The organism is Streptomyces sp. NBC_01267, assembly GCF_036241575.1.
Lineage (GTDB): Bacteria > Actinomycetota > Actinomycetes > Streptomycetales > Streptomycetaceae > Streptomyces.
This window is the reverse complement of sequence record NZ_CP108456.1, coordinates 50,053-69,325: the sequence shown is the minus strand read 5'-3', so window position 1 is coordinate 69,325 and position 19,273 is coordinate 50,053. Positions and strand designations below refer to the sequence as shown.

Annotated in this window: 18 protein-coding genes and 1 pseudogene; 6 read left to right on the top strand and 13 right to left on the bottom strand. The window is 70.2% G+C overall.

Features of this window, described 5'->3' with window-relative positions:
* The first annotated feature begins 7 nt into the window (after positions 1–7).
* Positions 8–535, top strand: coding sequence for a DinB family protein (locus OG709_RS35230; RefSeq protein WP_250306129.1), 528 nt, complete (start codon positions 8–10; stop codon positions 533–535).
* A 134-nt stretch (positions 536–669) separates the two neighbouring features.
* Positions 670–888: a hypothetical protein gene (locus OG709_RS35225; protein WP_250306127.1), complete on the top strand. Its 219-nt coding sequence runs from the start codon at positions 670–672 to the stop codon at positions 886–888.
* A gap of 14 nt (positions 889–902) precedes the next feature.
* On the opposite strand, the gene alaS is transcribed toward OG709_RS35225, so the two are convergent.
* The 6 genes from alaS to OG709_RS35195 all read right to left on the bottom strand — a co-directional run bounded on the left by alaS (position 903) and on the right by OG709_RS35195 (position 7,392).
* Entirely contained in the window at positions 903–3,557 is a 2,655-nt protein-coding gene (gene alaS / locus OG709_RS35220; RefSeq protein ID WP_250306126.1) for an alanine--tRNA ligase, read from the bottom strand.
* A gap of 227 nt (positions 3,558–3,784) precedes the next feature.
* Complete coding sequence (locus OG709_RS35215; protein WP_250306125.1) at positions 3,785–4,453, bottom strand: HAD family hydrolase; 669 nt, start codon at positions 4,451–4,453, stop codon at positions 3,785–3,787.
* On the bottom strand, positions 4,450–5,004 hold the full coding sequence (locus tag OG709_RS35210) for an orotate phosphoribosyltransferase (RefSeq protein WP_266646606.1): 555 nt from the start codon (positions 5,002–5,004) through the stop codon (positions 4,450–4,452). The genes OG709_RS35215 and OG709_RS35210 overlap by 4 nt, the downstream gene beginning before the upstream one ends.
* Positions 5,001–5,603: an LOG family protein gene (locus OG709_RS35205; RefSeq protein WP_250306123.1), complete on the bottom strand. Its 603-nt coding sequence runs from the start codon at positions 5,601–5,603 to the stop codon at positions 5,001–5,003. The genes OG709_RS35210 and OG709_RS35205 overlap by 4 nt, the downstream gene beginning before the upstream one ends.
* Complete coding sequence (locus tag OG709_RS35200; protein WP_250306121.1) at positions 5,600–6,511, bottom strand: hypothetical protein; 912 nt, start codon at positions 6,509–6,511, stop codon at positions 5,600–5,602. The genes OG709_RS35205 and OG709_RS35200 overlap by 4 nt, the downstream gene beginning before the upstream one ends.
* Before the next feature lie 38 nt (positions 6,512–6,549).
* Positions 6,550–7,392: an aspartyl/asparaginyl beta-hydroxylase domain-containing protein gene (locus OG709_RS35195; protein WP_250306119.1), complete on the bottom strand. Its 843-nt coding sequence runs from the start codon at positions 7,390–7,392 to the stop codon at positions 6,550–6,552.
* 528 nt (positions 7,393–7,920) lie between these two features.
* Here OG709_RS35195 and OG709_RS35190 point away from each other — a divergent pair.
* The 3 genes and pseudogenes from OG709_RS35190 to OG709_RS35180 all read left to right on the top strand — a co-directional run bounded on the left by OG709_RS35190 (position 7,921) and on the right by OG709_RS35180 (position 11,462).
* Positions 7,921–9,444 (top strand): tetratricopeptide repeat protein, encoded by a 1,524-nt coding sequence (locus OG709_RS35190; RefSeq protein WP_250306117.1) that lies wholly within the window; start codon positions 7,921–7,923, stop codon positions 9,442–9,444.
* Positions 9,445–9,916: 472 nt separating this feature from the next.
* Positions 9,917–10,475: pseudogene (locus OG709_RS35185) on the top strand (GNAT family N-acetyltransferase).
* Between the two features lie 288 nt (positions 10,476–10,763).
* Positions 10,764–11,462, top strand: a complete 699-nt coding sequence (locus tag OG709_RS35180; protein ID WP_250306114.1) for a restriction endonuclease — start codon at positions 10,764–10,766, stop codon at positions 11,460–11,462.
* A gap of 120 nt (positions 11,463–11,582) precedes the next feature.
* On the opposite strand, the gene OG709_RS35175 is transcribed toward OG709_RS35180, so the two are convergent.
* Positions 11,583–12,008 (bottom strand): DUF4267 domain-containing protein, encoded by a 426-nt coding sequence (locus OG709_RS35175; RefSeq protein WP_250306113.1) that lies wholly within the window; start codon positions 12,006–12,008, stop codon positions 11,583–11,585.
* A gap of 348 nt (positions 12,009–12,356) precedes the next feature.
* Positions 12,357–12,800, bottom strand: coding sequence for a DUF1772 domain-containing protein (locus OG709_RS35170; protein WP_250306112.1), 444 nt, complete (start codon positions 12,798–12,800; stop codon positions 12,357–12,359).
* Between the two features lie 90 nt (positions 12,801–12,890).
* On the opposite strand from OG709_RS35170, the gene OG709_RS35165 reads away from it, so the two are divergent.
* Positions 12,891–13,469 (top strand): TetR/AcrR family transcriptional regulator, encoded by a 579-nt coding sequence (locus OG709_RS35165; RefSeq protein WP_329169328.1) that lies wholly within the window; start codon positions 12,891–12,893, stop codon positions 13,467–13,469.
* Between the two features lie 138 nt (positions 13,470–13,607).
* On the opposite strand, the gene OG709_RS35160 is transcribed toward OG709_RS35165, so the two are convergent.
* The 5 genes from OG709_RS35160 to OG709_RS35140 all read right to left on the bottom strand — a co-directional run bounded on the left by OG709_RS35160 (position 13,608) and on the right by OG709_RS35140 (position 19,271).
* Positions 13,608–14,438: an alpha/beta fold hydrolase gene (locus OG709_RS35160; RefSeq protein ID WP_250306110.1), complete on the bottom strand. Its 831-nt coding sequence runs from the start codon at positions 14,436–14,438 to the stop codon at positions 13,608–13,610.
* A gap of 5 nt (positions 14,439–14,443) precedes the next feature.
* Entirely contained in the window at positions 14,444–15,655 is a 1,212-nt protein-coding gene (locus OG709_RS35155) for a cytochrome P450 (protein ID WP_250306108.1), read from the bottom strand.
* 90 nt (positions 15,656–15,745) lie between these two features.
* Entirely contained in the window at positions 15,746–16,516 is a 771-nt protein-coding gene (locus tag OG709_RS35150) for a thioesterase II family protein (RefSeq protein WP_250306131.1), read from the bottom strand.
* 20 nt (positions 16,517–16,536) lie between these two features.
* On the bottom strand, positions 16,537–17,520 hold the full coding sequence (locus tag OG709_RS35145) for an LLM class flavin-dependent oxidoreductase (protein WP_250306107.1): 984 nt from the start codon (positions 17,518–17,520) through the stop codon (positions 16,537–16,539).
* A 140-nt stretch (positions 17,521–17,660) separates the two neighbouring features.
* Positions 17,661–19,271, bottom strand: coding sequence for a long-chain-fatty-acid--CoA ligase (locus OG709_RS35140; protein ID WP_250306106.1), 1,611 nt, complete (start codon positions 19,269–19,271; stop codon positions 17,661–17,663).
* Positions 19,272–19,273 lie beyond the last annotated feature (2 nt).

Here is a 19,273-nt window from a genome sequence, read left to right as displayed (position 1 = left end):
TAGGCGCATGACATGGACAGCGCCGCAGATCGAGCGGACTACGCGGATCGGTGATCTGGCCGTCGCACCTGAGCGTCAGATGCTGGAAGGCTGGCTGAACTGGCATCGCGAGACCTTGCTGGCCAAGTGCGAGGGGCTGGAGCCCGCCCAACTGGCGCGGACCACCGTGGAACCGTCGAGCCTCACCTTGCTGGGCCTCGTCCGTCACATGGCGGAGGTGGAGCGGACATGGTTCCGTCGGCGCTTCGCGGGTGAGGACGCCGGGAACGTCTTCACCGACCCGGGAGACGGTAATGAGGGCATTGAGGGAATCCACGAGGTCCACGCGGAACGGGACTTCGAGAGGTTCCGGGCCGAGGTCGCCTCGTGCGACGCCGCGGCAGCCGGACATGACCTCGACGAGACGTTCACGTCCGCGCGGGGCGCTGCCCTCAGCCTGCGCTGGCTCTACATGCAGATGATCCAGGAGTACGCCCGCCACAACGGACACGCCGACTTCCTGCGAGAGCGCACGGACGGAACAACGGGCGACTGAGCCGACGTTTCCAGCCGGTCCGTCGTGGCTTGTGCACCGGCTGGTGAACCAGTCTTCGCACGCAGGTTCCTGAACCCTCTGCGAACGCGGGCGCTATCTGGACAGATCAGATCTGGCAAGGAGGCGACACGCAGTTGTCCGGGTTCACTGAGCCGTTGCGGAAATGGGGGCTACCGGAGTTCAGAGACACCACCGTCACGTACGTCAACCAGATCGAGGTCCTGACTTTGCACAACGCCGAACTGGCGAAGGAACCCCTGGTCGAGCGGCTTCGGCGAGCAGGCGGAAGCCGGTCCTGCCTGCTCGCCGCCCAGACCCTCAGGGGCTGCGCCCACGCCGAGCGGAGTACGTGAGCGCGTAGCCTGCGTCAGTCGTTCAGCAGGCGTTCGGCTTCCTGGCCGGCGACAGCCAGGGCTTGTTCGAGGTGTTCGGGAGCGCGTCCGCCGGCGTTCGCGATCGGCCCTCGTCCCCCAGATCCCCCACCGACGATTCGTGCGGCACCGGTGAGGAGCTGACTGGCCTCGGTTCCACCTTGGTGCAGGGGGCCGGAGACGGCGGCCACCAGCAGGGCCTTCGCCCGGTGCTCGGTGGCCAGGATGACGATGGCCGCCTCGGTGCCGATGCGCGTGACGATATCGGCGGCCAGCGCGCGCATTTCGTCCGGGGCCAGGCCGGTGACGGGTCGGACGACGAGCCGGCCCCGCCCGGTAGGCCGGGCATGGTCGGCAAGGTCGGCCGCCTGACGGCCGAGCTCGGCCGTGCGCCGGCGGGCCAATTCGTTCTGGGCCGAGGCGAGCGCCTCCAGGCGCCTGCGCAGGATGTCGGGGGCATCGGCAGGCCGACTGCCGAGGAGGCCGGACAGTTCGGTCAGCAGGCGTCGTTCGGTGTCAAGGTGGGCGAGGGCGCCGTGCCCGGTGAGGGCTTCGACGCGGCGGAGGTTGGAGCCGACGGAGGACTCGGAGAGCAGGCGGAAGGTGCCGACCTGAGAGCCGTGGGCGACGTGGGTGCCGCCGCACAACTCGCGGGAGAAGTTGCCGATGTCGACGATGCGGACGGTGTCGCCGTACTTCTCGCCGAACAGTGCGATCGCCCCGGCGGCTTCGGCCTCGGCGCGGTCGGCGTGCCAGGCGTGTACGGCAGGATCGTCCAGGACGTGGCCGTTGACGGCCTGCTCGATCTCGCTCAGTTGGTCGGGGGTGAGTGCGGTGAAGTGCGCGAAGTCGAAGCGGAGCCGGTCGGGCTCGACCAGGGAGCCCTGCTGGCGGGCGTGGTCGCCGAGGGTGGCCATGACGGCGGCGTGCAGGATGTGGGTGGCGGAGTGCGAGCGCATCAGGCCCGCCCGGCGTACGGCATCGACTGCGGCCTCGCCGCGGGCGCCGATGCGCAGGTCGCCTTCGAGTACGCGAGCCGTGTGGACGCGGAAGCCCTCCAGGCCGTAGCGGGTGTCGGTGATCTGGAGCCGGGTCCCGTCGCTCAGGGTCAGGGTGCCGGTGTCGCCGACCTGCCCGCCGGCTTCGGCGTAGAACGGTGAGCGGTCCAGGACCAGTTCGACCTCGCTGCCCGCGTCGGCGGCAGTGACGACGGTGCCGCTGGAGATGAGGCCGGTGACGGTGGCCTCGGCGGTCAGGTGCTCATAGCCGAGAAATTCCGTACGTGGCAGGGCGGCGGACAGTTCGCGGTAGGTGTCCATTTTCTTGAGGGCGTCGGTGGTCCTGGCCTTGCCACCGGCCTTGGCGCGCTTCTTCTGCTCGTCCAGCAGGTTCGCGAAGCGGTCCTCGTCCACGGTCAGCCCGGCGTCGCGGGCGGCCTCGATGGTCAGCTCCACGGGGAAGCCGTAGGTGTCGGCGAGCTCGAAGGCCGTCTCGCCCGGCAGCGCGTCGGAGCCGCTGTGCTGAGTACGGCTGATCGCGGCGTCCAGCAGCCGGGTGCCCTGGGCCAAGGTGCGGGTGAAGGACTCTTCCTCCGCGGAGACGACCTGCTCGATCAGCGTGGCCTGCGCGGGCAGCTCCGGCCACACGTCACCGAGATTCCCGATGACGCTGGCGGTCGCGGTCGGCAGAACGGGCCCGTCGATGCCGAGCAGGCGGGCGTGACGGATGGCCCGGCGCATGAGGCGGCGCAGGACGTAGCCGCGGCCGTCCTTGGACGGTAGGACGCCGTCGGCGACGAGGTAGGCGATGGAGCGGGCATGCTCGGCGACGACCTGGAAGGACACCCTCTCCTCGCCCTCCGCGGGGCAGGCACGCCCGGCGAGGTCCTGCACGGTGTGGAGCGTGGGCAGCAGCAGGTCCGTGGTGCATACGTTCTGCGCGTCCTGGAGGATTGCGGCGAGCCGGTCCAGGCCCAGCCCGGTGTCCACGCCCTTGCGGGCGAGCTCGCCGAGGACGGGGAAGTTGCCCTTCTTGTCGCCCTCGCCGCGCTGGAACTGCATGAATACCAGGTTCCAGATCTCGACGTAGCGCTCGCCGTCGACGGCCGGGCCGCCCTCCTTACCGAAGGCGGGGCCGCGGTCGTAGTTGACCTCCGAGCACGGACCGCAGGGGCCGGGGACGCCCATGGACCAGTAGTTGTCCTCCACGCCGAGCCGCTGGATGCGGGAGGCGGGGACACCGATGCGGCGCCAGATGTGCTCGGCCTCGTCATCTTCCTCGTAGACGGTGATCCAGAGCTTCTCCTTCTCCAACTGGTAGCCCTGGGTGAGGAGTTCCCAGGCATAGGCGATGGCGTCTTCCTTGAAGTAGTCGCCGAAGGAGAAGTTGCCCATCATCTCGAAGAACGTCGCGTGACGGTTGGTGCGGCCGACGTTGTCGATGTCGGAAGTGCGGGCGCACTTCTGGATGCTGGTGGCGCGTGGGAAGGCGGGGGTGGTCTCGCCGAGGAAGTAGGGCTTGAACTGGTTCATCCCGGCGTTCGTGAGCAGCAGTGTGGGGTCGTCGGGGACCAGCGGGCTGGAGGGCACCGAGTGGTGGCCGCGGGAGGTGAAGAAGTCGGTGAACGTCTGGCGGATCTGCGTCGAGCGCATGGCGGCATGGCCTCACGGAAGAGTCACGGAAGGTGGTGGGGGATCACACGCCGAGCCGGGCCGAGAACGGGACTGAGGTAGTTCTCAGTTCTCCAGCTCGACGCAGATAGCTCGCGCCCCCAGGGGGTACACCGTGACTCCCGCTCCGTTGCTCACCAGTGGTGCAGCAGACCAACAGGGCACCGAGTGCCGGGTCTGCTGTACCACCGACTGTAGCGGGTCGCACATCAAGATCGCTTACGGTGGCCGGTCGGCTGCCCGGCGTCCGCCCACTTCAGGAGCGTGGGCACGAGCTGGCCAGGGTCGTTCAGTACGAGGTCGGCGCCCGCGTCGGCCAGCTGCTCGGGTGGGGTGAAGCCCCATCCGGCACCGATCGTGTGCACTCCGGCTGCCTGCCCGGCGAGGACGTCGGCGCGCATGTCGCCGATGAACACCGCTTGGTCGGGCGGCACGGCGAGCCGGTCCAACGCGAGGAATATCCCGTCGGGGGCCGGCTTGAGCGGGGCTTCGTCGCTGCAGATGATCACGTCCATCAGTGAGCGGATGTCGTCGCCGAGCAGCCAGGGCACCCGGCGCTGGGTGCGGGCAGTGACAATCCCGGTGGCCCAGCCGGCCGCCCGTAACTCGGTCAAAACCGGCACGACGTAGGGGAAGACCCGCGCGGTCAAGGTGGCCGTCGCCGTCGCAGCGTCCCAGCCCTCCTCGTCGAGGGGCTCAGTCACTCCGAGTGCGGCGAGGACATGGTCGCGTGGGGCGATCGCCACGTCGGTCGGCAGGTCGGCGATGGTGATGCGGCGGCCCAGGTGGAAGGTCGCGAATCCGGCGAGGGTGAGGCGGAAGGCATGGTGGCTGTCGGCGAGCACGCCGTCGAGGTCGAAGAGCGCGGCGCGTTTCATGCCTGCTCGCCTGCTTTCGCGGCCGGGAAATTGGCCTCGGTCAGCAGCGGGTGCAGGGTGAGGTGGTGCTCGGCCAGCAACACCTGGCCGCCCAGGGGTCGCTCCAGCACGCACAGCACGTCGGTGACCTTGGCCCCGGCAATCCGCAACCGGCGGGCCGCCGTCAACAGACTGGTCCCGGAACGGATCACATCGTCGACCAGTACGACACGCCGTCCCTGGATCTCGGTGCCCTCGAACTGGCGGAGCGAGCCGTACTCCTTGGGCCGCCGCCGGACGAAGGCGGCGGGCAACCCGGTGGCGGTGGACAGCGCCACGGTCAGCGGGATACCGCCGAGTTCGACTCCGGCCAGAACATCGGTGTCGGCAGGAAGGTGGCCGGCCATCGCGCGGGCTGTCTCGGTGAGCAGCTGCGGATCGCCGGCCAGGAGGTACTCGTCGAAGTACGAGGAGAGCCGTCGCCCATCGCTCAGTGCGAACGGGCCGTTGACCAGCGCGGTGGCGGCGATCCGGTCGGCGAGGGACACCGGGTTGGGAGCAGCGGTCGTCATGACGTGCCCCCCTTCGGTCCTGCTGTCACGGCCGGCAGCGCGGCGGCGAGCGCCGCGATGTCGGTGGCCTCGGTGATAAAGCCCAGCTGCCGGGTCGGGGAGGCGAAGAGCCACTTCTCCCGGCGCAGGAAGTCCAGCAGCCGCAGCGCGGTCGGCCCGGCGATGAGGACGGGTAGCGGGCGGATGTTGCCCGCGTAGTACAGGGCCGCGGTCAGCTCGTGCAGGGTGCCCACCCCGCCGCCCATCGCGACCACCAGGTCGGCCTGGTCGAAGTAGTGGTTCAGGCGATCGCCGAGGGAGGCCAGGTGCACGGCCTCGGTGACGTAGGGGTTGAAGCCGCCCCACTCCTCGCACTTGGCGGCCAGCGTGACCGCGCAGATCCGCCCGCCCTTCGTCGCAGCGCCGTGGGCGGCGGCTTCCATCAGCCCGTTGTAGCCGCCGTGCACCAGCGTGAACCCGGACGCGGCGAGCAGGATGCCGATCTGCTCGGCCATGTGCTTCTCAGCGGCGGAGGCGGGCATCACCCCGCCGAAGAACACCGCCCTCTTGTCCCGGTGCTCGCTCGTGCTGGTGGAGGGACGTACTTCGGCCATGGTCATGCCAGCTCCCGGTAGGTGCGGTAGGCGGTGATCGCATCGGACAGGCCGTCCATTGCGTGCGGGCAGGCCCGCTCGACCAGGGTGAACACGCGGTCCAGGGCCCTCTCGACGTCGGCGGCGGAGGGCACGGCCGGGGAGGCGACGGCCGCGTCGAGGTCCGCGAGGCAGGCCCGGCCGATCGGGGTGAGCGCGATCTCCTCCCGCAGCTGGTACCAGCCCCAGAACCGCGAGGTCGGGGCAAGGGCGGCCTTGAGGAGGTCCTTGGTCGCGGTGTGCATCAGGTGCCACTCGGCGTACGCGACGAACCGCTGTCCGCGCTGGATCCGCTTGTGCAGGAGCACTGCGAGCACCAGGTGCTCGATCAGCAACTCGGTGCACGTCTTCGCTCGCGCGGCCCGTTCGGCCACGAAGGCCGCCGCCCGCCGCCACTCATCATCCGTGGGGGGCACGGGTGCGCGGTCGAGGACGGCGACGCAGGTCACCTGACGGCGCAGGACCGGGATCGCGGAGGCGGGGGCGAGGTAGAGGTCGACCTGCTGCAGCTTGCCGTCGTACGGGATCAGGAACACGAACCCCAGTCCGCCGAGGTCGGTGACGATGCTGTCGGGCCAGCCCGGCAGCAGGGCCCCGGCCGCCACGGTCATCAGATCGTTGAGGCCGGTGGCGAAGGCCGGCAGCGCGGCGTCCTTGACGCCGACCACGAAGTCGACGTCCGAGAGTCGGTCGGCGGTGCCCGAGGCGAGCGAGCCACGCACCAGCAGGTGCGTGAGGGCCGGCGAAGGAGACAGGGCCCTGGCGATCCGCGTCACCAGCGGCATCTGCGCGGGACGGTTGGCCTCGACGAGCGCAGCCAGCTGAAACTCGGCCGCGACCGCGGGAGCGGCGGGGGCAAGCGTGGTAAGCGACATGCGAATTTTCCTTCCGTCGCGAGAGGTGGGTGCAAGGGTCAGGACTCGGCGAGCGCGAGGAGGGTGGTCTTGGCCCGGCTCCAGCGGGCGGCGGCCTCGGCGTCACCGAGCGCGGTGTGCAGCTCGGCGATCAGGTCATACGTGGTGCCCTCGGGCAGGGTGAAGCAGTAGAACAGCCGCAACAGCAGCTGTTCGGCCGCGCCGGTGTAGCCGAGCTCCGCCAGCAGCCGGGCATCGGCGAGCTTGGCGGCAAGCAGCGCCCGCGAGGCCGCAGGGAGGGGCTTGGCCGCCGACGGATTCAGCTGGGCCCGCTGGGCCAGGAGTCGGTAGGCGTCGTCCGCGTACACGTCGGCAATCAGGTGGATACGGTCCGGTCCGAGCAGATTGCACACCCCGTGCGCGTAGGTCGGGGTGAGCCGCCAGATCCACCCTCCGGTCATGTGGACCTTCGTTCCGCCGGTGACCAGGAACGCGGAGGAGTTGGTGTGCAACGGGATGTGAAGGCGGTGGCGTTCGATCTGGTCGAGTTCGTCGTAGTCGCGGTGCTCCCACAAGAACGCGTTCGCCTCCAGCCGGGCCAGGCGCACCCACATGTATGACAGGCCGAGCTCAGCGAGCAGTTCAGCGGTGGCCGGCATGGATTCCAGCAGGGCGGTGGGACGGGCGGTGCAGTCGCCGATGCGTACGTCCGCCGCGTTGCCGGAGGCGTTCATCAGCGAGGTGGTCCACCAGCCGCCGGACTGGTATGCACCGTATTCGGCCGTCCACTGGGCGGGTACGGTCAGTGCTTCGTGCCGGAGGCGTTCGATGCGCAGCAGGTCCAGGCGATCCAACTGGGCGATCTGCCCGGCCTGCGCCGGAATCGATCGGGTGTCGACCATTATGTTCTCCCAACTCCCGCCCTGAGGACGGGGTGAGCGGTCTTCGGTAAGGCGTGGAAGGCGCGACGCGTCCGGCTGGTGCCCACGGGCGTGGAGACGGATCGGCTGTGGGTCCGTCGGCCGGACGCGGCGCCTGTCCAACAGCCTGGTCCGGCGCCGTTCGTCGAGGTAGTGAGAGTTTCCCGCCCGCCACGGGCGGTACCGCCTCCCACCACGGGCGGTCAAATCGCCTGCGGGGTTTGAGGTTTGGGGAGGATCTCGGGAAGGCAAGCCCTCACAGATGCCGTGCCGCGAACCCCACTCGCTGTTCGCGCGCGACCCAGCGGGGAGCCGACGATGACCGCCACTACAGGCCCACCCAACCGGCCGGTACACGACGCCGCCTGTGGACGGCGGATACGCGAACGCATGCTCGGCCAGAGCGGCGTTGCCGAAGCCACCGCGCCGCCTCCTGCGCTGATCGAGGCCATCGCCACACAGATCGGAGAACACTGCGGACACCGGCCTTTGAAATGCCGGCGCCTCGCCATGACTTGGACCGTCGTCCGGGCTGTCGCCCAGCTCCACGACCTCGTCGCCACCCAGCAGCTGAGGCCCGTCGGTGTCACCGAACGCTCATGGAAGGACTGGGAGGCCGGCGTCCTGCCGATCGCCGAGACCCAGGACCTCCTGTGCCGTCTGTTCGCGACCAGCCCGATGGCACTGGGCTTCGCCCACGACTACTCCCCGATCGCCCAGGTCGGCCCACCGCCCGCGCTTCGCACGGACAACGAGATGCCCGGATCCCGGCAGGGGCAGTGGCGGATCACGGCCGATCCTCCCGGCGAGTCCGCGATAAGCGGCTTCGGGCCGAATCGCTCCTCTGTGATCATCCTTGGGCACGATCAGGTTCCGTTCGAGTATGGGGTGCCGCAGACCTGCCGATTCTCCACACCGGGGGAACTGCCGGACGGCGGGCCGCAATTCGTTGTCGACCACCCCGGCGGTATGCCATGGGCCGATAGCGTGGCCTCGGTCATCCGGTTAGGAGAGTTCGACGTGCAACGCCGGCAGTTCCTCGCGGCCTCCAGCGGCGCGGCCCTCAGCGCGCTCTCCCTGCCCGACCCCGACAGCATCACCCGCCGCACAGCGGCTGCGGACTCCGGTACCGCCGCTGTGAACGTCGGCCGAGGCGAGGTCGCGGCCGTACGGCACATGACCACCACACTCGGCGACGCAGCCGCCGAACTCGGCGGCGGCCACGCCCGCCACCTGGCCGTCCGCTACCTCACCGAGGATGTCCGGCCCTGGCTGGAGGGCACTTTCACCCAGGCCACCGGCCGCGACCTCTTCGCCGCGGTCGCCCAGCTCATCCACCTCGCCGGCTGGATGGCGCAGGACGAAGGCAACCAGGGCATGGCCCAGGAGTACTTCAAGGAGTCGTACCAGATCGCCCGGGAGGCCGGGCACGCCGAGCTGGCCGCGACCGCGCTGCGCGGACTCGCCGTACAGTGCGTCGACCTCGGCTACCGGGCGGCCGGTGTGCGCATCTCCGAGGAATGCGTCCGCCTCTCCCATGGCCTCGACGAACCACGGGCCATCGCGTACTACAACGCCACCCTGGCCAATGCCGCAGCCACCGACGGCGACCGCCGCACTGCCACCAAGGCACTGGCCGCGTCCCAGATCGCGATCGAATTAGCGCCCAAGACACCGGGTGAATCGTGGGCCGCCCACTATTCACCCGGCCGGTGGGCCCATGAATCCGGCATGATCCTCGCCCGGCTCGGCGACCTCGGTGCGGCTGAGGAACATCTCCATTACGCACTTGACGTGCACGGGGTCGACCGCAAGCGAACGCGCGCGATGGTTCTCGCCGACCTCGGTCAAGTGCGACTCCGCCGCGACGACGTCGACGGCGCACTCACCGCGTGGAACGAGTTCCTCGACTGCACCGTCGGCATCCGTTCCATGAAGGTCCACGACGCCCTGCACGATATGCGTGCCCGCCTCGACCGCTTCCACGGGGTGTGCGGTGTCGTCGAACTCAAGGAACGCGCTGACACGCTGTAGCCGAGACACCGTGACCGCCCCGTGCAAGGAACCCGCTCTTCGTGAGTGATCCGGCCGCACGACGGCCACGCGTTCATCGAGCTCACGCAGCATCCGCATGACGGTCGGCGGGGAGGAGGCCGGCCCGCCCGGGTCTGCGAGCCCTGACCGGGCATGATCGGGGACGACGCAGAACCGGCCCGCCAGTGGCGGGCCGGTGTCCTGTGCGGAGAGGGCAGGATTCGAACCTGCGCAGGCTTTCGCCCGACTGAAGCGTGCTCCGGTCCCCGATAAACCACTCCGGGCACCTCTCCCTGTCCTGGGGGGACGATCCGGTTTCCCGTGCCGTTCCCTTCCGACATCCATAAGCATGCCCCCACCCCCTGACACCCCACTGACGAGCGGCTGACGGTCAAGCACACGTGCCGGCGGGGGCCGGGTATGCCGCGGATATTCGCTGGTCACACCGGCTGCCGGTCGCGAAGATCTCGGCATGCATATCTTCCTGGAGACCGATGCTGGTGCTGCGCGCGTTCACCCAGGCCGACGTGGACCCGCTGTTCGCGCTGGACAACGACCCCGACGTCATGCGCTTCATCAACGGCGGTCGGCCGACGAGCCACGAGGCGACCCGGGCACGGACCCTGCCCGGACTCCTGCACGACCACCCGTTTACCGGGACCCGTGGCTACTGGGCGGCCGAGGAGAGGGGGACCGGGGCCTTCCTGGGCTGGTTCGAATTCCGGCCCCTGGACGACCACAGCCCCGCCGTGGTCGAACTCGGCTACCGGCTGCACAAGGCCGCCTGGGGCAATGGTTACGCCACGGAGGGGTCACGGGCCCTGATCCACAAGGGATTCACGGATCTCGGAGTGGAGCGGGTGACCGCGAACACCATGGCGGTCAACGCGGGATCCCGGCGGGTGATGGAGAAGTCGGGCCTGTCGTTCGTCCGGAACTTCACCGGGGACTGGCCCGAGGCGATCGAGGGCTCCGAGCACGGTGAGGTCGAGTACGAACTCACCCGGGCCGCGTGGAAGCAACGCCCGTAGGCGCGAGTGGTGCGGTGGGAAGTCCAGGCGCCTCATCACCGTAGACGGCACCACTGTCAGCCAACGTCCAAGTTCGTTCCTCTACTGACCAGTTGGCGATGGTGCGGCTGGATTCAGCTGCTTCTTTCCGGCCGGTGATCCACATTGCCTGACGCGCTGTCAGCGGACGGTGCCACGATGGAGGGTCACCAGCAGAGCGTGTCGAGGGGGAGACCGGGTGCCGTGGACCAAGCCGTACAGCCGGGCGGACGGAACGCAGCGGTTCCCCTTCCACGGTGGTGAGAGGTGATGGCACGACGTTCGCCTGCACGACGGCCCAGGAAACGGCGCCCGAGCAAGCGTCAGCGGCGGGAGCGCGGCCAGCTGATCCTGATCGGTCTGGCGGTCGCCGGCGTCGTGGGCTTCACCCTGGTGTCGGCGCTGGTCTCCTGGCTGTCGGCGAATCCGTGGGTGCTGATCGCGCTGGGGGCCGGTGCGGTGGCTGCCGTCACCGTGTGGGCACACCGCCGTAGGCAAGCACTGTTGTGGGAGCGGACACGGCAGCAGGGCCTGCGCTACGGGCTGGGGCAGCTGGATGCTCTGCACCACCGGGACTTCGAGTACGCGGTACGTGACCTGATGCGCCGCGACGGTTGCGACGACGCCCGGCAGATCGGCGGCGCCGGGGACAACGGGGCGGACGTGCTGGCCACCGACCCCCTGGGGCGCACCTGGGTCATCCAGTGCAAGCACCGCAAGGCCGGCGACAAGGGCTCGGCGGTCGGTACACCGGACCTTCAGCGGGTCAACGGCTGCGCGCGGCAGCTCTACGGCGCCGACGTCGTCCTGGTGGTCACCAACGGGCGGTTCTCCGCGCGCTGCGCGCCCCTGGCCGCGCAGTTGCACATGCACCTGGCCGACCGGCGCACGCTCGCCGCCTGGGCCGGCTCCGGGCAGCCGTTGTGGGAGCTGCTGGCGAAGGTTCCCCGGCCCCGTAGGAGCCGCTAGCAGTCTCATGGACGCCCCTCTCGAAGGGCGAGACCACCGAGGTCGTCCGAGCAAGGCCCGAGCTTTCTGGAGGCGCCGGCGGCGGTCGGCTTCCTCCGGGGTGAGCGGATCGGGCGAGCGTCAGGCGGGCTGCGGGGCGGGTGTTGCCGGAACGACCGCGGCCTCGCGGGTCTCGCGCATGATCAGCAGGCCGTTGACCACCATCAGTGTCGCGGTCAGGCCGTGGACGCCGAGCGCGGTGGCCACGGAGCCGTGGTGGGCCAGCACGGTGGTCATGTCGCCGTACGCGGCGAGGGCCTCCACCAGCAGCACCCAGCCCAGCGCCCGTCGGTGGCCCGTCATCAGCAGGATGCCCAGGACCAGGGCCAGGACGACATCGCGGATTCCCTTGATGATCAGGAAGCCGCCGCCGTCGCCGGACGGCCAGATCGGCAGGCCGAAGCTCGGCGCCGTCGTCTCCGGGCTCAGGATGAACTCCGTCCCGAACCAGAGGATGAAGAGGATGAAGGCGGTGGCCAGGACGGTGTTGACGTTCTTCAGCGACATTGTTCTTCCCTTGCGATTCTTCGTCGGCCTGGTGAGTTTCGTGGAGCTTGCTGAGCCGTGCGGGGCCTGATCAGGCCCCGCACGGACGCGGCTGATCGCGGGGCGTGGTTCGTCGGGATCGCAGTGGTGGGATCTGACCGGCAGCTGCACCCCCGGATGCCGGAAGCACTCCCGGATGCCGGGATTTCGGCAGCTGAGGGCAGCGTTGAGTTGCCGCCCGGGGGAGCGGGGCTCGTGCGCCACCGACGCGCCACCGACGCGGAGTCGGCCGCGGAGTCGGCCGCGAGGTCGGCCGCGAGGTCGGCCGCGAGGTCGGCCGCGAGGTCGGCCGCGAGGTCGGCCGCGAGGTCAGACGAGGGCGGCGACCAGCAGGGCGAAGGCGGCGATGATGACGGCGACGCGGAGGTAGTGGAAGCGGTTCCAGCGGTTCATCTGCTGCTTCCAGTCGGCGGGCCGGTTGTCAGGGGTCCACGTCTTGTTCCGGTTGTTGATCGGGACGAGCAGCAGGATCGACATGACCACGCTGAGGAGCAGCAGCGCGCCGGCGGTGACGACGAGGCCGGTGCCGTGGTGCCGTCCGGCGACGGCCCAGACCGCGACGAGGACGAGCGAGCCGATGTACCAGAACGGCATGACGGCGCCGAGCATCCGGCCCCCGTGGGCGTGGCCGAGCTGGCCGCTGTCCTCCGGGAGGGCGTTGAAAATCGGGTTCATGACGAAGGCGACGGAGAACTCCACCCCCACCATCACGCCGACGACCACGGTGGTGACGACCTCAAGTGCGTCGAGCATGACGACCCCTCTGGAATATAGCGCCGCTAGGTGATGAGGCAACGCTAGCGCTACCGCCGCTCACTTGTCTAGCGGTGCTAGGATCGAGTCATGTCGGTTCAGGAACGCAAGCAGCGCGAACGGGCGGAGCGCGAGCGCCTCATCGTGGCGACAGCCCGCGAACTCGCCGAGCAGCAGGGCTGGGACGCGGTCACCACCCGCCAGCTCGCCGAGCGCATCGAATACAGCCAGCCCGTCCTCTACAGCCACTTCCGCGGCAAACGGGAGATCATCGGCGCCGTCGCCCTGGAAGGCGCGGCCGAGTTGGCCGCGGCGGTGCGCACCGCGGCTTCCGTCGCGGACGGCCCGCGCGCCCGGGTCGCCGCCCTCGCCCGCGCCTACCTCGGCTTCGCCGAACGCAACCCTGCGGTCTACGACGCCATATTCCAGCTCGACGGCGGCCTGGCGTTCGCGCACGAGGACACCCCGGCGCCTCTCAAGGACGCCTTCGCCGCGCTGCTGGAGAGCCTCGGCGAGGTCGCCGGGGACGGCGTCCACCCCGGGCTGTTCACCGAGACGTTCTGGGCGGCCCTCCACGGGCTGGCCACCCTGACCCGGGCCGGACGGCTGCCGCCGGAGGACACCGAGCCGAGGGTGGAGCTCCTGGTGGACCGGCTCGCCATGGTCTGAACACACCGTCCCGGCGGGCACGCAGCCGGGGCCCCGGCCCCCGCCGCTGCCCGCCTGCGGCATCGCTTCCGGTCACTCGTACCCGCACCGCGCAGCCGGAGACCGCCGGGGCCCCACGCACCCGGACCCCGGACGGTCTCACGCCCCCGCGAACGCCAGCAGCTCCTCGTTCAGCCGGTCCGCGTGTGTCGCGAACAGGCCGTGCGCGGCGCCCTCGTACACGACGAGACGGCTCCCGGAAATCAGCGGCGCGGTCTTCCGCGCGCACAGCTCGAAGGGCGCCCCCATGTCCCCGTCCCCGTGCACGATCAGCGTCGGCAGGTCCACGCCGCGCACGTCCTCGCGCAGGTCTTCCGTGAACAGGGTGCGGTAGACCTCCACCGAGGCGCGCGGCGAACTGTCCAGTGCGGTCTGCGCCAGCCAGTGGGCCAGCTCGGACGAGATCGGCAGGTCCTGCGGATCGGCCCCGGGGCCGCCGAAGAAGGGACCCGTCAGCTCCGCGACGAAGCGGGCCCGGTCCCTCGTCATGCCGTCGGCGATCTGCTCGAAGACGGCCAGGTCCAGGCCGTCCGGGTTGTCCGGTGCCCGCATCAGATACGGCGTGGTGGAGCTGACCAGCGCCAGGCGGGCGACACGTCCCGAACCGTGCCGGGACAGATAGCGCACCGCCTCTCCGCCGCCCATCGCATACCCGACGAGCGTGATCTCGCGCAGTCCCAAGTGGTCGATGAGGCCGGCGAGATCGTCCGCGAGGGTGTCGTAGTCGTAGCCCTCCCACGGCCGGTCCGAGCGGCCGAAGCCGCGCCGGTCGTAGGTGATGCAGCGCAGGCCGCGCTGCGCCAGACGGGGCGCCTGGAACTCCCACATGCGGGAGTTCATCATCGCCGTACCGAGGAACACCACCGGACGGCCGGTTCCCCAGTCGTTGTAGAAGAGCTGAGTGCCGTCCTTGACGGTGAGGAAGGGCATGAGGCCTACCAGGTGACGGGGAGCGCGGTCAGTCCGTAGAAGACCGTGTTCCGGCGGAAGGGAATGCTGTCCCGGTCGCAGCCCAGACGCAGCGTCGGGAAGCGCCTGAACAGCTCCTTGAGGGCGAGTTCGAGTTCGAGGCGGGCCAGCGGGGCGCCCAGGCAGTAGTGCGCCCCGAAGCCCCACTGCATGTGGTCGCTGCTGTCGCGGTGCACATCGATGCGCCCGGCATCGGGGAAGACGGCCGTGTCGTGGTTGCCGGCCGGGATGGAGATCACCACGGCATCGCCCGCGGCCATGGAGACGCCGCCCAGCTCCAGGTCCTCCATCACCAGCCGGACGATCGCGTCCTGCGAGATCGACCAGAAGCGCACCGACTCCTCGACGTACTGGGGCAGCAGCTTGGCGTCGTCGCGGAACACCTCGGTGCGCAGTTCGTCGTCGAGGAGCAGGCTGAGCGTGCTCAGGGCGATCTGGTTGGTGGTCGTCTCATGGCCGGCGACCAGCACCAGCCGGGCGATGCCCACCAGTTCGTCCAGGGTGATGGCGCCGCTCGCCAGGTGCTTGGAGGCCAGCCGGCTCATCAGGTCGTCCGCGGGACGGGCCGCCTTCTCCTCGGCGAGGCCGGTCAGGAAAGCGGTCATCTCCTGGTAGGCGGCGTAGGACTGCTCGAAGTCGTCCTGCGCCAAGGTACGCCGGGTGACATCGACGAAGAAGTGGTTGTGCTCTGCGGGCACGCCCAGGAGCCGGGCGATGACCAGGGTCGGCAGCCGGCTGGAGAAGGCCTCGCACAGGTCGGTGGGCTTCTCCTCCGTGGCCTCCAGGCCGTCGAGCAGGTCGTCGATGAGCTGCCTGATGTCCGGCTCCAGGCGCCGTGAGCGGCGCGCGGTGAAGTCCGAAGTGATCAGCGAGCGCAGCTTGTTGTGCTCCGGGTCGTCCATCCGCAGGAACGAGCTCGCCCGCTCGCCCGGCGGGATCTGGATCCGTACCGGTGCGCCCGGCAAGGTCTCGTCCGCGCTCAACCGCGGATCCGCCAGGGCCTGTTTCACATCGGCGTGCCGGGTCACGAGCCAGGCGAGCCGGGAGTCCACGGCCCCGGCCGGCAGACGTACCGCGCGGGGCGGCACGTCCGAGCCGGCGCCCAGCTGCGGGGGAGGGGACATGGGGCAGGTGCGCGGGAAGGGCCAGTCGGCAACGTCGGTCGCGTCGCTGAGCATGCGGTTGCTCCTCAGATCGATGGGGGGTGCAAACGGTGCATCGGGCGCTGGCTGTCGTCATCGGTACGGGCGGGTCCGGAGCGCAGAGGCTCAGCGGGTAAGGGCCGCCGCGAAGCGCTGCAGGTGGCGGGTGAAGTCCGTGGTCACCGCCCGCGCGTGGTTGTCGATGTAGAAGTGGCCGCCGGGGAACTCGTTGTGCCCCAGGTACTGCGGGCTGCGGTCGACCCAGTGGGTCATCGCGTCCGCGTCCTCCTGCAACGGGTCGGCGTTGCCGCCGTAGGACGCCAGCGGGCAGGAGACCGTCGCGCCATCGTCGGTGTACTGGGCGGAGACCCGCAGGTCGGCGCGGAGCGCCGGGACCACCAGGGCGAGCATCTCCGGGTTGTCGTAGACCTCGGCGGGGAAGGAGCCCAACTTCTTGATCCACTCCAGCATCTCGGCGTCCGGCATCCGGCTCTGTTCCTCGGTCGGCTGGTAGAAGCCGATCGGTGACCAGCCGGACATGCCGATCGCCAGCGGCCTCCGCTCCCCTTCCTGTTCGAGCCGGACCGCCACCCGGAAGGCCAGCTGCGCGCCGAGGCAGTGGCCGAAGAACGCGAACGGCCGGTCGTCGTCCAGCTCGTCGAGCACCGCCTCGTACAGGGCGTCCACCAGCGGGTCCCAGTCCGCGAAGGTCTCTTCCTCACGCCGGTTGTGCCGTCCGGGCAGCGTCACGGCCTGAGCGGTGACGTCCGACGGCAGCAGGCTCGGCCAGTCCCGGTAGATGATGGCGCCGCTGCCCGCGTGCGGCAGCAGGAACAGCCGTATCCGCGCGTCGGGATCCGGCTCGACGGGGTGGAACCAGTGCCCGGCCGTGGACATGTTCTGACCGATGGTGTCACTCACTGGATCTCCTTCAGACGGGGCAGTACGACGTCGGCGATCTGCTTCAACTGCGGCTCGGGGTCCAGGGATCCGATCCGTACGATCAGGTGGCGGGCCCCCGCGCGGACGTACGCGGCGAGCGCGTCGGCGCACTCCTCGGCGCTGCCCCAGGCGTAGGCCTGCACCGTCGCCATCTGTTCCAGGGTTCGCCCGTAGTAGTGCGTGATGTAGTGGTCGAGCTCGGCACGTGCGCGCGCCGGGTCCTCGTTGACCGTGATGGTGGCGTACATGGCCGGAGTGACCGCGTCGGCGGGGCGGCCCGCCTCGGCGGTGAGTTCCGTGATGCGGCGCCAGGCCGCCCCGTAGCTCTCCGCACTGGGCAGGAACGGGAGCCAGCCGTCGTACTTCCGGGCCACCCGTTCCAGCACCCGGGGGGTGTCACTGCCCGCGAGCCACAGCGGCGGACCGCCCGGCCGCTGCGGGGCGGGCAGCCGGTCGAGTCCCTCGGCCTGCCAGTGCGTCCCGGTGAAGTCCGTCGGGGCACCGGGCTCACCGGACTTCCAGGCGGTGCGCCACAGCGAGACGATCTCGTCCAGACGGCCCGCGCGGCCCTTGAACGAGGCGCCGACAGCGGCGAATTCCTCCTCGGTCTCCGGCATCGGGAAGCCCGAGCCGAGGCCGAGCACCAGCCGAGAGCCGCAGACGTGGTCCAGGCTCGCGGCCAGGTGCGCGCCGGTGAGTGGATGCCGGAGCGCCGGGGTGAGTGCGGCGGTGCCGAGGGTGACCCGGCTGGTGACCGCGCCCGCCGCGGACAGCACGACCAGCGGGTCGAGGCGCGGCCGGGCGATCAGGGAGTCGCCCGCCCACAGCGAGTCGAAGCCGAGCTGCTCGGCCTGCCGGGCGAAATCGAGCAGCGGCGCTGCGGCGTAGGTGCCGTTGATGGCCTGCTCCCGGGTCGGCAGCAGCATGCCGACGGACGGGGGGCCGTGGAAGGTGCCCATGGTCGGACTCCGTTCGGGATGTTCTGGATCGGGATCGGGTCTCGTGGTGTTCCGAGTCGTGGCCGGTCGGGGGCCGGTGCGGTCGGGGGCCGGTCAGGCCGGTGGCAGACCGCTCGAACTCCTCGGGCCGGTCCGGCCGGTCAGGCCGGGGTCCGCTGGGCCTCGCCGAGCTGTTCCCGGACCATGCGGCGCAGGATCTTGCCGGACGGGTTGCGGGGGAGGGTGTCGAGGACGTGGTAGGCGAGGGGGATCTTGTAGTCGGCGACCCGTCCGCGCAGGAACAGCAGCAGTTCGCGCGGCTTCGCCCTGGCGCCCGCCCGCAGCACCACCGCGGCATGCACCGCTTCGCCCCAGCGGGCGTCGGGGACGCCGACCACCGCGACGTCCGCGACCGCGGGGTGCTCGCTGAGCTGCTTCTCCACCTCGGCCGGGTAGATGTTCTGGCCGGCCACGATGATCGTGTCGTTGATCCGGTCGCACAGGAACAGATAGCCCTGCTCGTCCAGGTAGCCCGCGTCGCCCATGTGCAGCCAGCCGTCCACCAGGGTCTGCGCGGTGGCCTCGGGCCGGTTCCAGTAGCCGATCATGTGGGCCGGGGTACGGACGCAGACCTGGCCGATCTCGCCCGGGGGCAGCCGGTTGCCGTCGCGGTCGATCACCTTGATCTCGTTGCCGGGGCAGGGCTTCCCCGCGGCCTGCAGCAGCCGGCTGCCCGGCCGGTGGTCCGACGGGGGCAGACAGGCCGCGACGCTGCCCGCCTCGGTGCTCGCGTAGATCTGGGCGAGCTGACAGCCGAACACCTCCAGGCTGCGCAGCAGCAGTGACTCGGAGATCGGCGCCGCGCCGTAGGCGATCTTGCGCAGGGAGGCGAAGGCCTTCGGCCCGGCGTTCTGCTCGTCCAGCATCATCTGCAGCATCGCGGGCGCCACGAACGTGATGGTGACCCCGTACTCCTCGATCAGCCGGACCGCTTCCTGCGCCACGTACATCGGCATCACCACATTGGTGGCACCCACGCAGAACCCGTAGAGGAACCAGCCGATGCCCGCGATGCCGAAGCCCGGCAGCGAGATCAGGCTGACGTCGTCCTCGCGCCAGTCGATCCAGTCGTCCGGGTCGGCGCCGGTGGTGCGCACCGCCGCGGGCAGCGTGAAGAACGTCCGGTGCGCGAGGACCACGCCCTTGGGCAGACCGGTGGTGCCGCTCGTGTAGATCTGCAGGACCGCGTCGTCGGGGCCGGTGCCCGGGTCCAGGTCGTCCGGTGACTCCTGCGCGTACCAGGCGCACAGCCCCGCCCCGCGCTCCCGGGTGCGGCCCGTCGTGCCGTCGTCCGCCGGGCCGTCCAGGCGGATCACGGTGTGCAGCGCGGGAGTCGCCGAGCCGGCCGCTGCGGCGTCGGCCGTTGCCTTGAACTCGTCCTCCAGGAAGAGGAGTTCGGCACCCGAGTCGCGCAGTATGTGCGTCACCTCGCCCGGGGTCAGGCGCCAGTTCACCGGCACGATCACCGCGCCCGCCTTGGCGCAGGCCAGGATGGTCACGTAGTAGTGCTCCGACTCGCGGCCCAGGTAGGCCACCCGGCTGCCGCGCCCGATGCCCGCGGCGCGCAGGGCGTGCGCCGCCCGGTTGCTGTCCTGGTGCAGCCGCGCGTGGCTGGTGCGGCGGCCCTCGCAGATGATCGCCGGGTGGTCCGGGCGCAGCGCCGCGTTGCGTGCGGACGCCTGGGCCAGGGTCCAGCGGGGGTCGTGGTTCATGC

What these genes read in the sequence shown, in the direction of transcription:
- OG709_RS35150 (WP_250306131.1), bottom strand. Translation starts at nt 16,516, where the DNA reads ATGTCCACGGCCGGGCACTGGTTCCACCCCGTCGAGCCGGATCCCGAC.
- OG709_RS35170 (WP_250306112.1), bottom strand. Translation starts at nt 12,800, where the DNA reads ATGCTCGACGCACTTGAGGTCGTCACCACCGTGGTCGTCGGCGTGATG.
- OG709_RS35175 (WP_250306113.1), bottom strand. Translation starts at nt 12,008, where the DNA reads ATGTCGCTGAAGAACGTCAACACCGTCCTGGCCACCGCCTTCATCCTC.
- alaS (WP_250306126.1), bottom strand. Translation starts at nt 3,557, where the DNA reads ATGCGCTCGACGCAGATCCGCCAGACGTTCACCGACTTCTTCACCTCC.
- OG709_RS35215 (WP_250306125.1), bottom strand. Translation starts at nt 4,453, where the DNA reads ATGAAACGCGCCGCGCTCTTCGACCTCGACGGCGTGCTCGCCGACAGC.
- OG709_RS35200 (WP_250306121.1), bottom strand. Translation starts at nt 6,511, where the DNA reads ATGTCGCTTACCACGCTTGCCCCCGCCGCTCCCGCGGTCGCGGCCGAG.
- OG709_RS35205 (WP_250306123.1), bottom strand. Translation starts at nt 5,603, where the DNA reads ATGACCATGGCCGAAGTACGTCCCTCCACCAGCACGAGCGAGCACCGG.
- OG709_RS35230 (WP_250306129.1), top strand. Translation starts at nt 8, where the DNA reads ATGACATGGACAGCGCCGCAGATCGAGCGGACTACGCGGATCGGTGAT.
- OG709_RS35160 (WP_250306110.1), bottom strand. Translation starts at nt 14,438, where the DNA reads ATGCCCTTCCTCACCGTCAAGGACGGCACTCAGCTCTTCTACAACGAC.
- OG709_RS35195 (WP_250306119.1), bottom strand. Translation starts at nt 7,392, where the DNA reads ATGGTCGACACCCGATCGATTCCGGCGCAGGCCGGGCAGATCGCCCAG.
- OG709_RS35165 (WP_329169328.1), top strand. Translation starts at nt 12,891, where the DNA reads ATGTCGGTTCAGGAACGCAAGCAGCGCGAACGGGCGGAGCGCGAGCGC.
- OG709_RS35190 (WP_250306117.1), top strand. Translation starts at nt 7,921, where the DNA reads ATGACTTGGACCGTCGTCCGGGCTGTCGCCCAGCTCCACGACCTCGTC.
- OG709_RS35140 (WP_250306106.1), bottom strand. Translation starts at nt 19,271, where the DNA reads ATGAACCACGACCCCCGCTGGACCCTGGCCCAGGCGTCCGCACGCAAC.
- OG709_RS35145 (WP_250306107.1), bottom strand. Translation starts at nt 17,520, where the DNA reads ATGGGCACCTTCCACGGCCCCCCGTCCGTCGGCATGCTGCTGCCGACC.
- OG709_RS35210 (WP_266646606.1), bottom strand. Translation starts at nt 5,004, where the DNA reads ATGACGACCGCTGCTCCCAACCCGGTGTCCCTCGCCGACCGGATCGCC.
- OG709_RS35155 (WP_250306108.1), bottom strand. Translation starts at nt 15,655, where the DNA reads ATGCTCAGCGACGCGACCGACGTTGCCGACTGGCCCTTCCCGCGCACC.
- OG709_RS35180 (WP_250306114.1), top strand. Translation starts at nt 10,764, where the DNA reads ATGGCACGACGTTCGCCTGCACGACGGCCCAGGAAACGGCGCCCGAGC.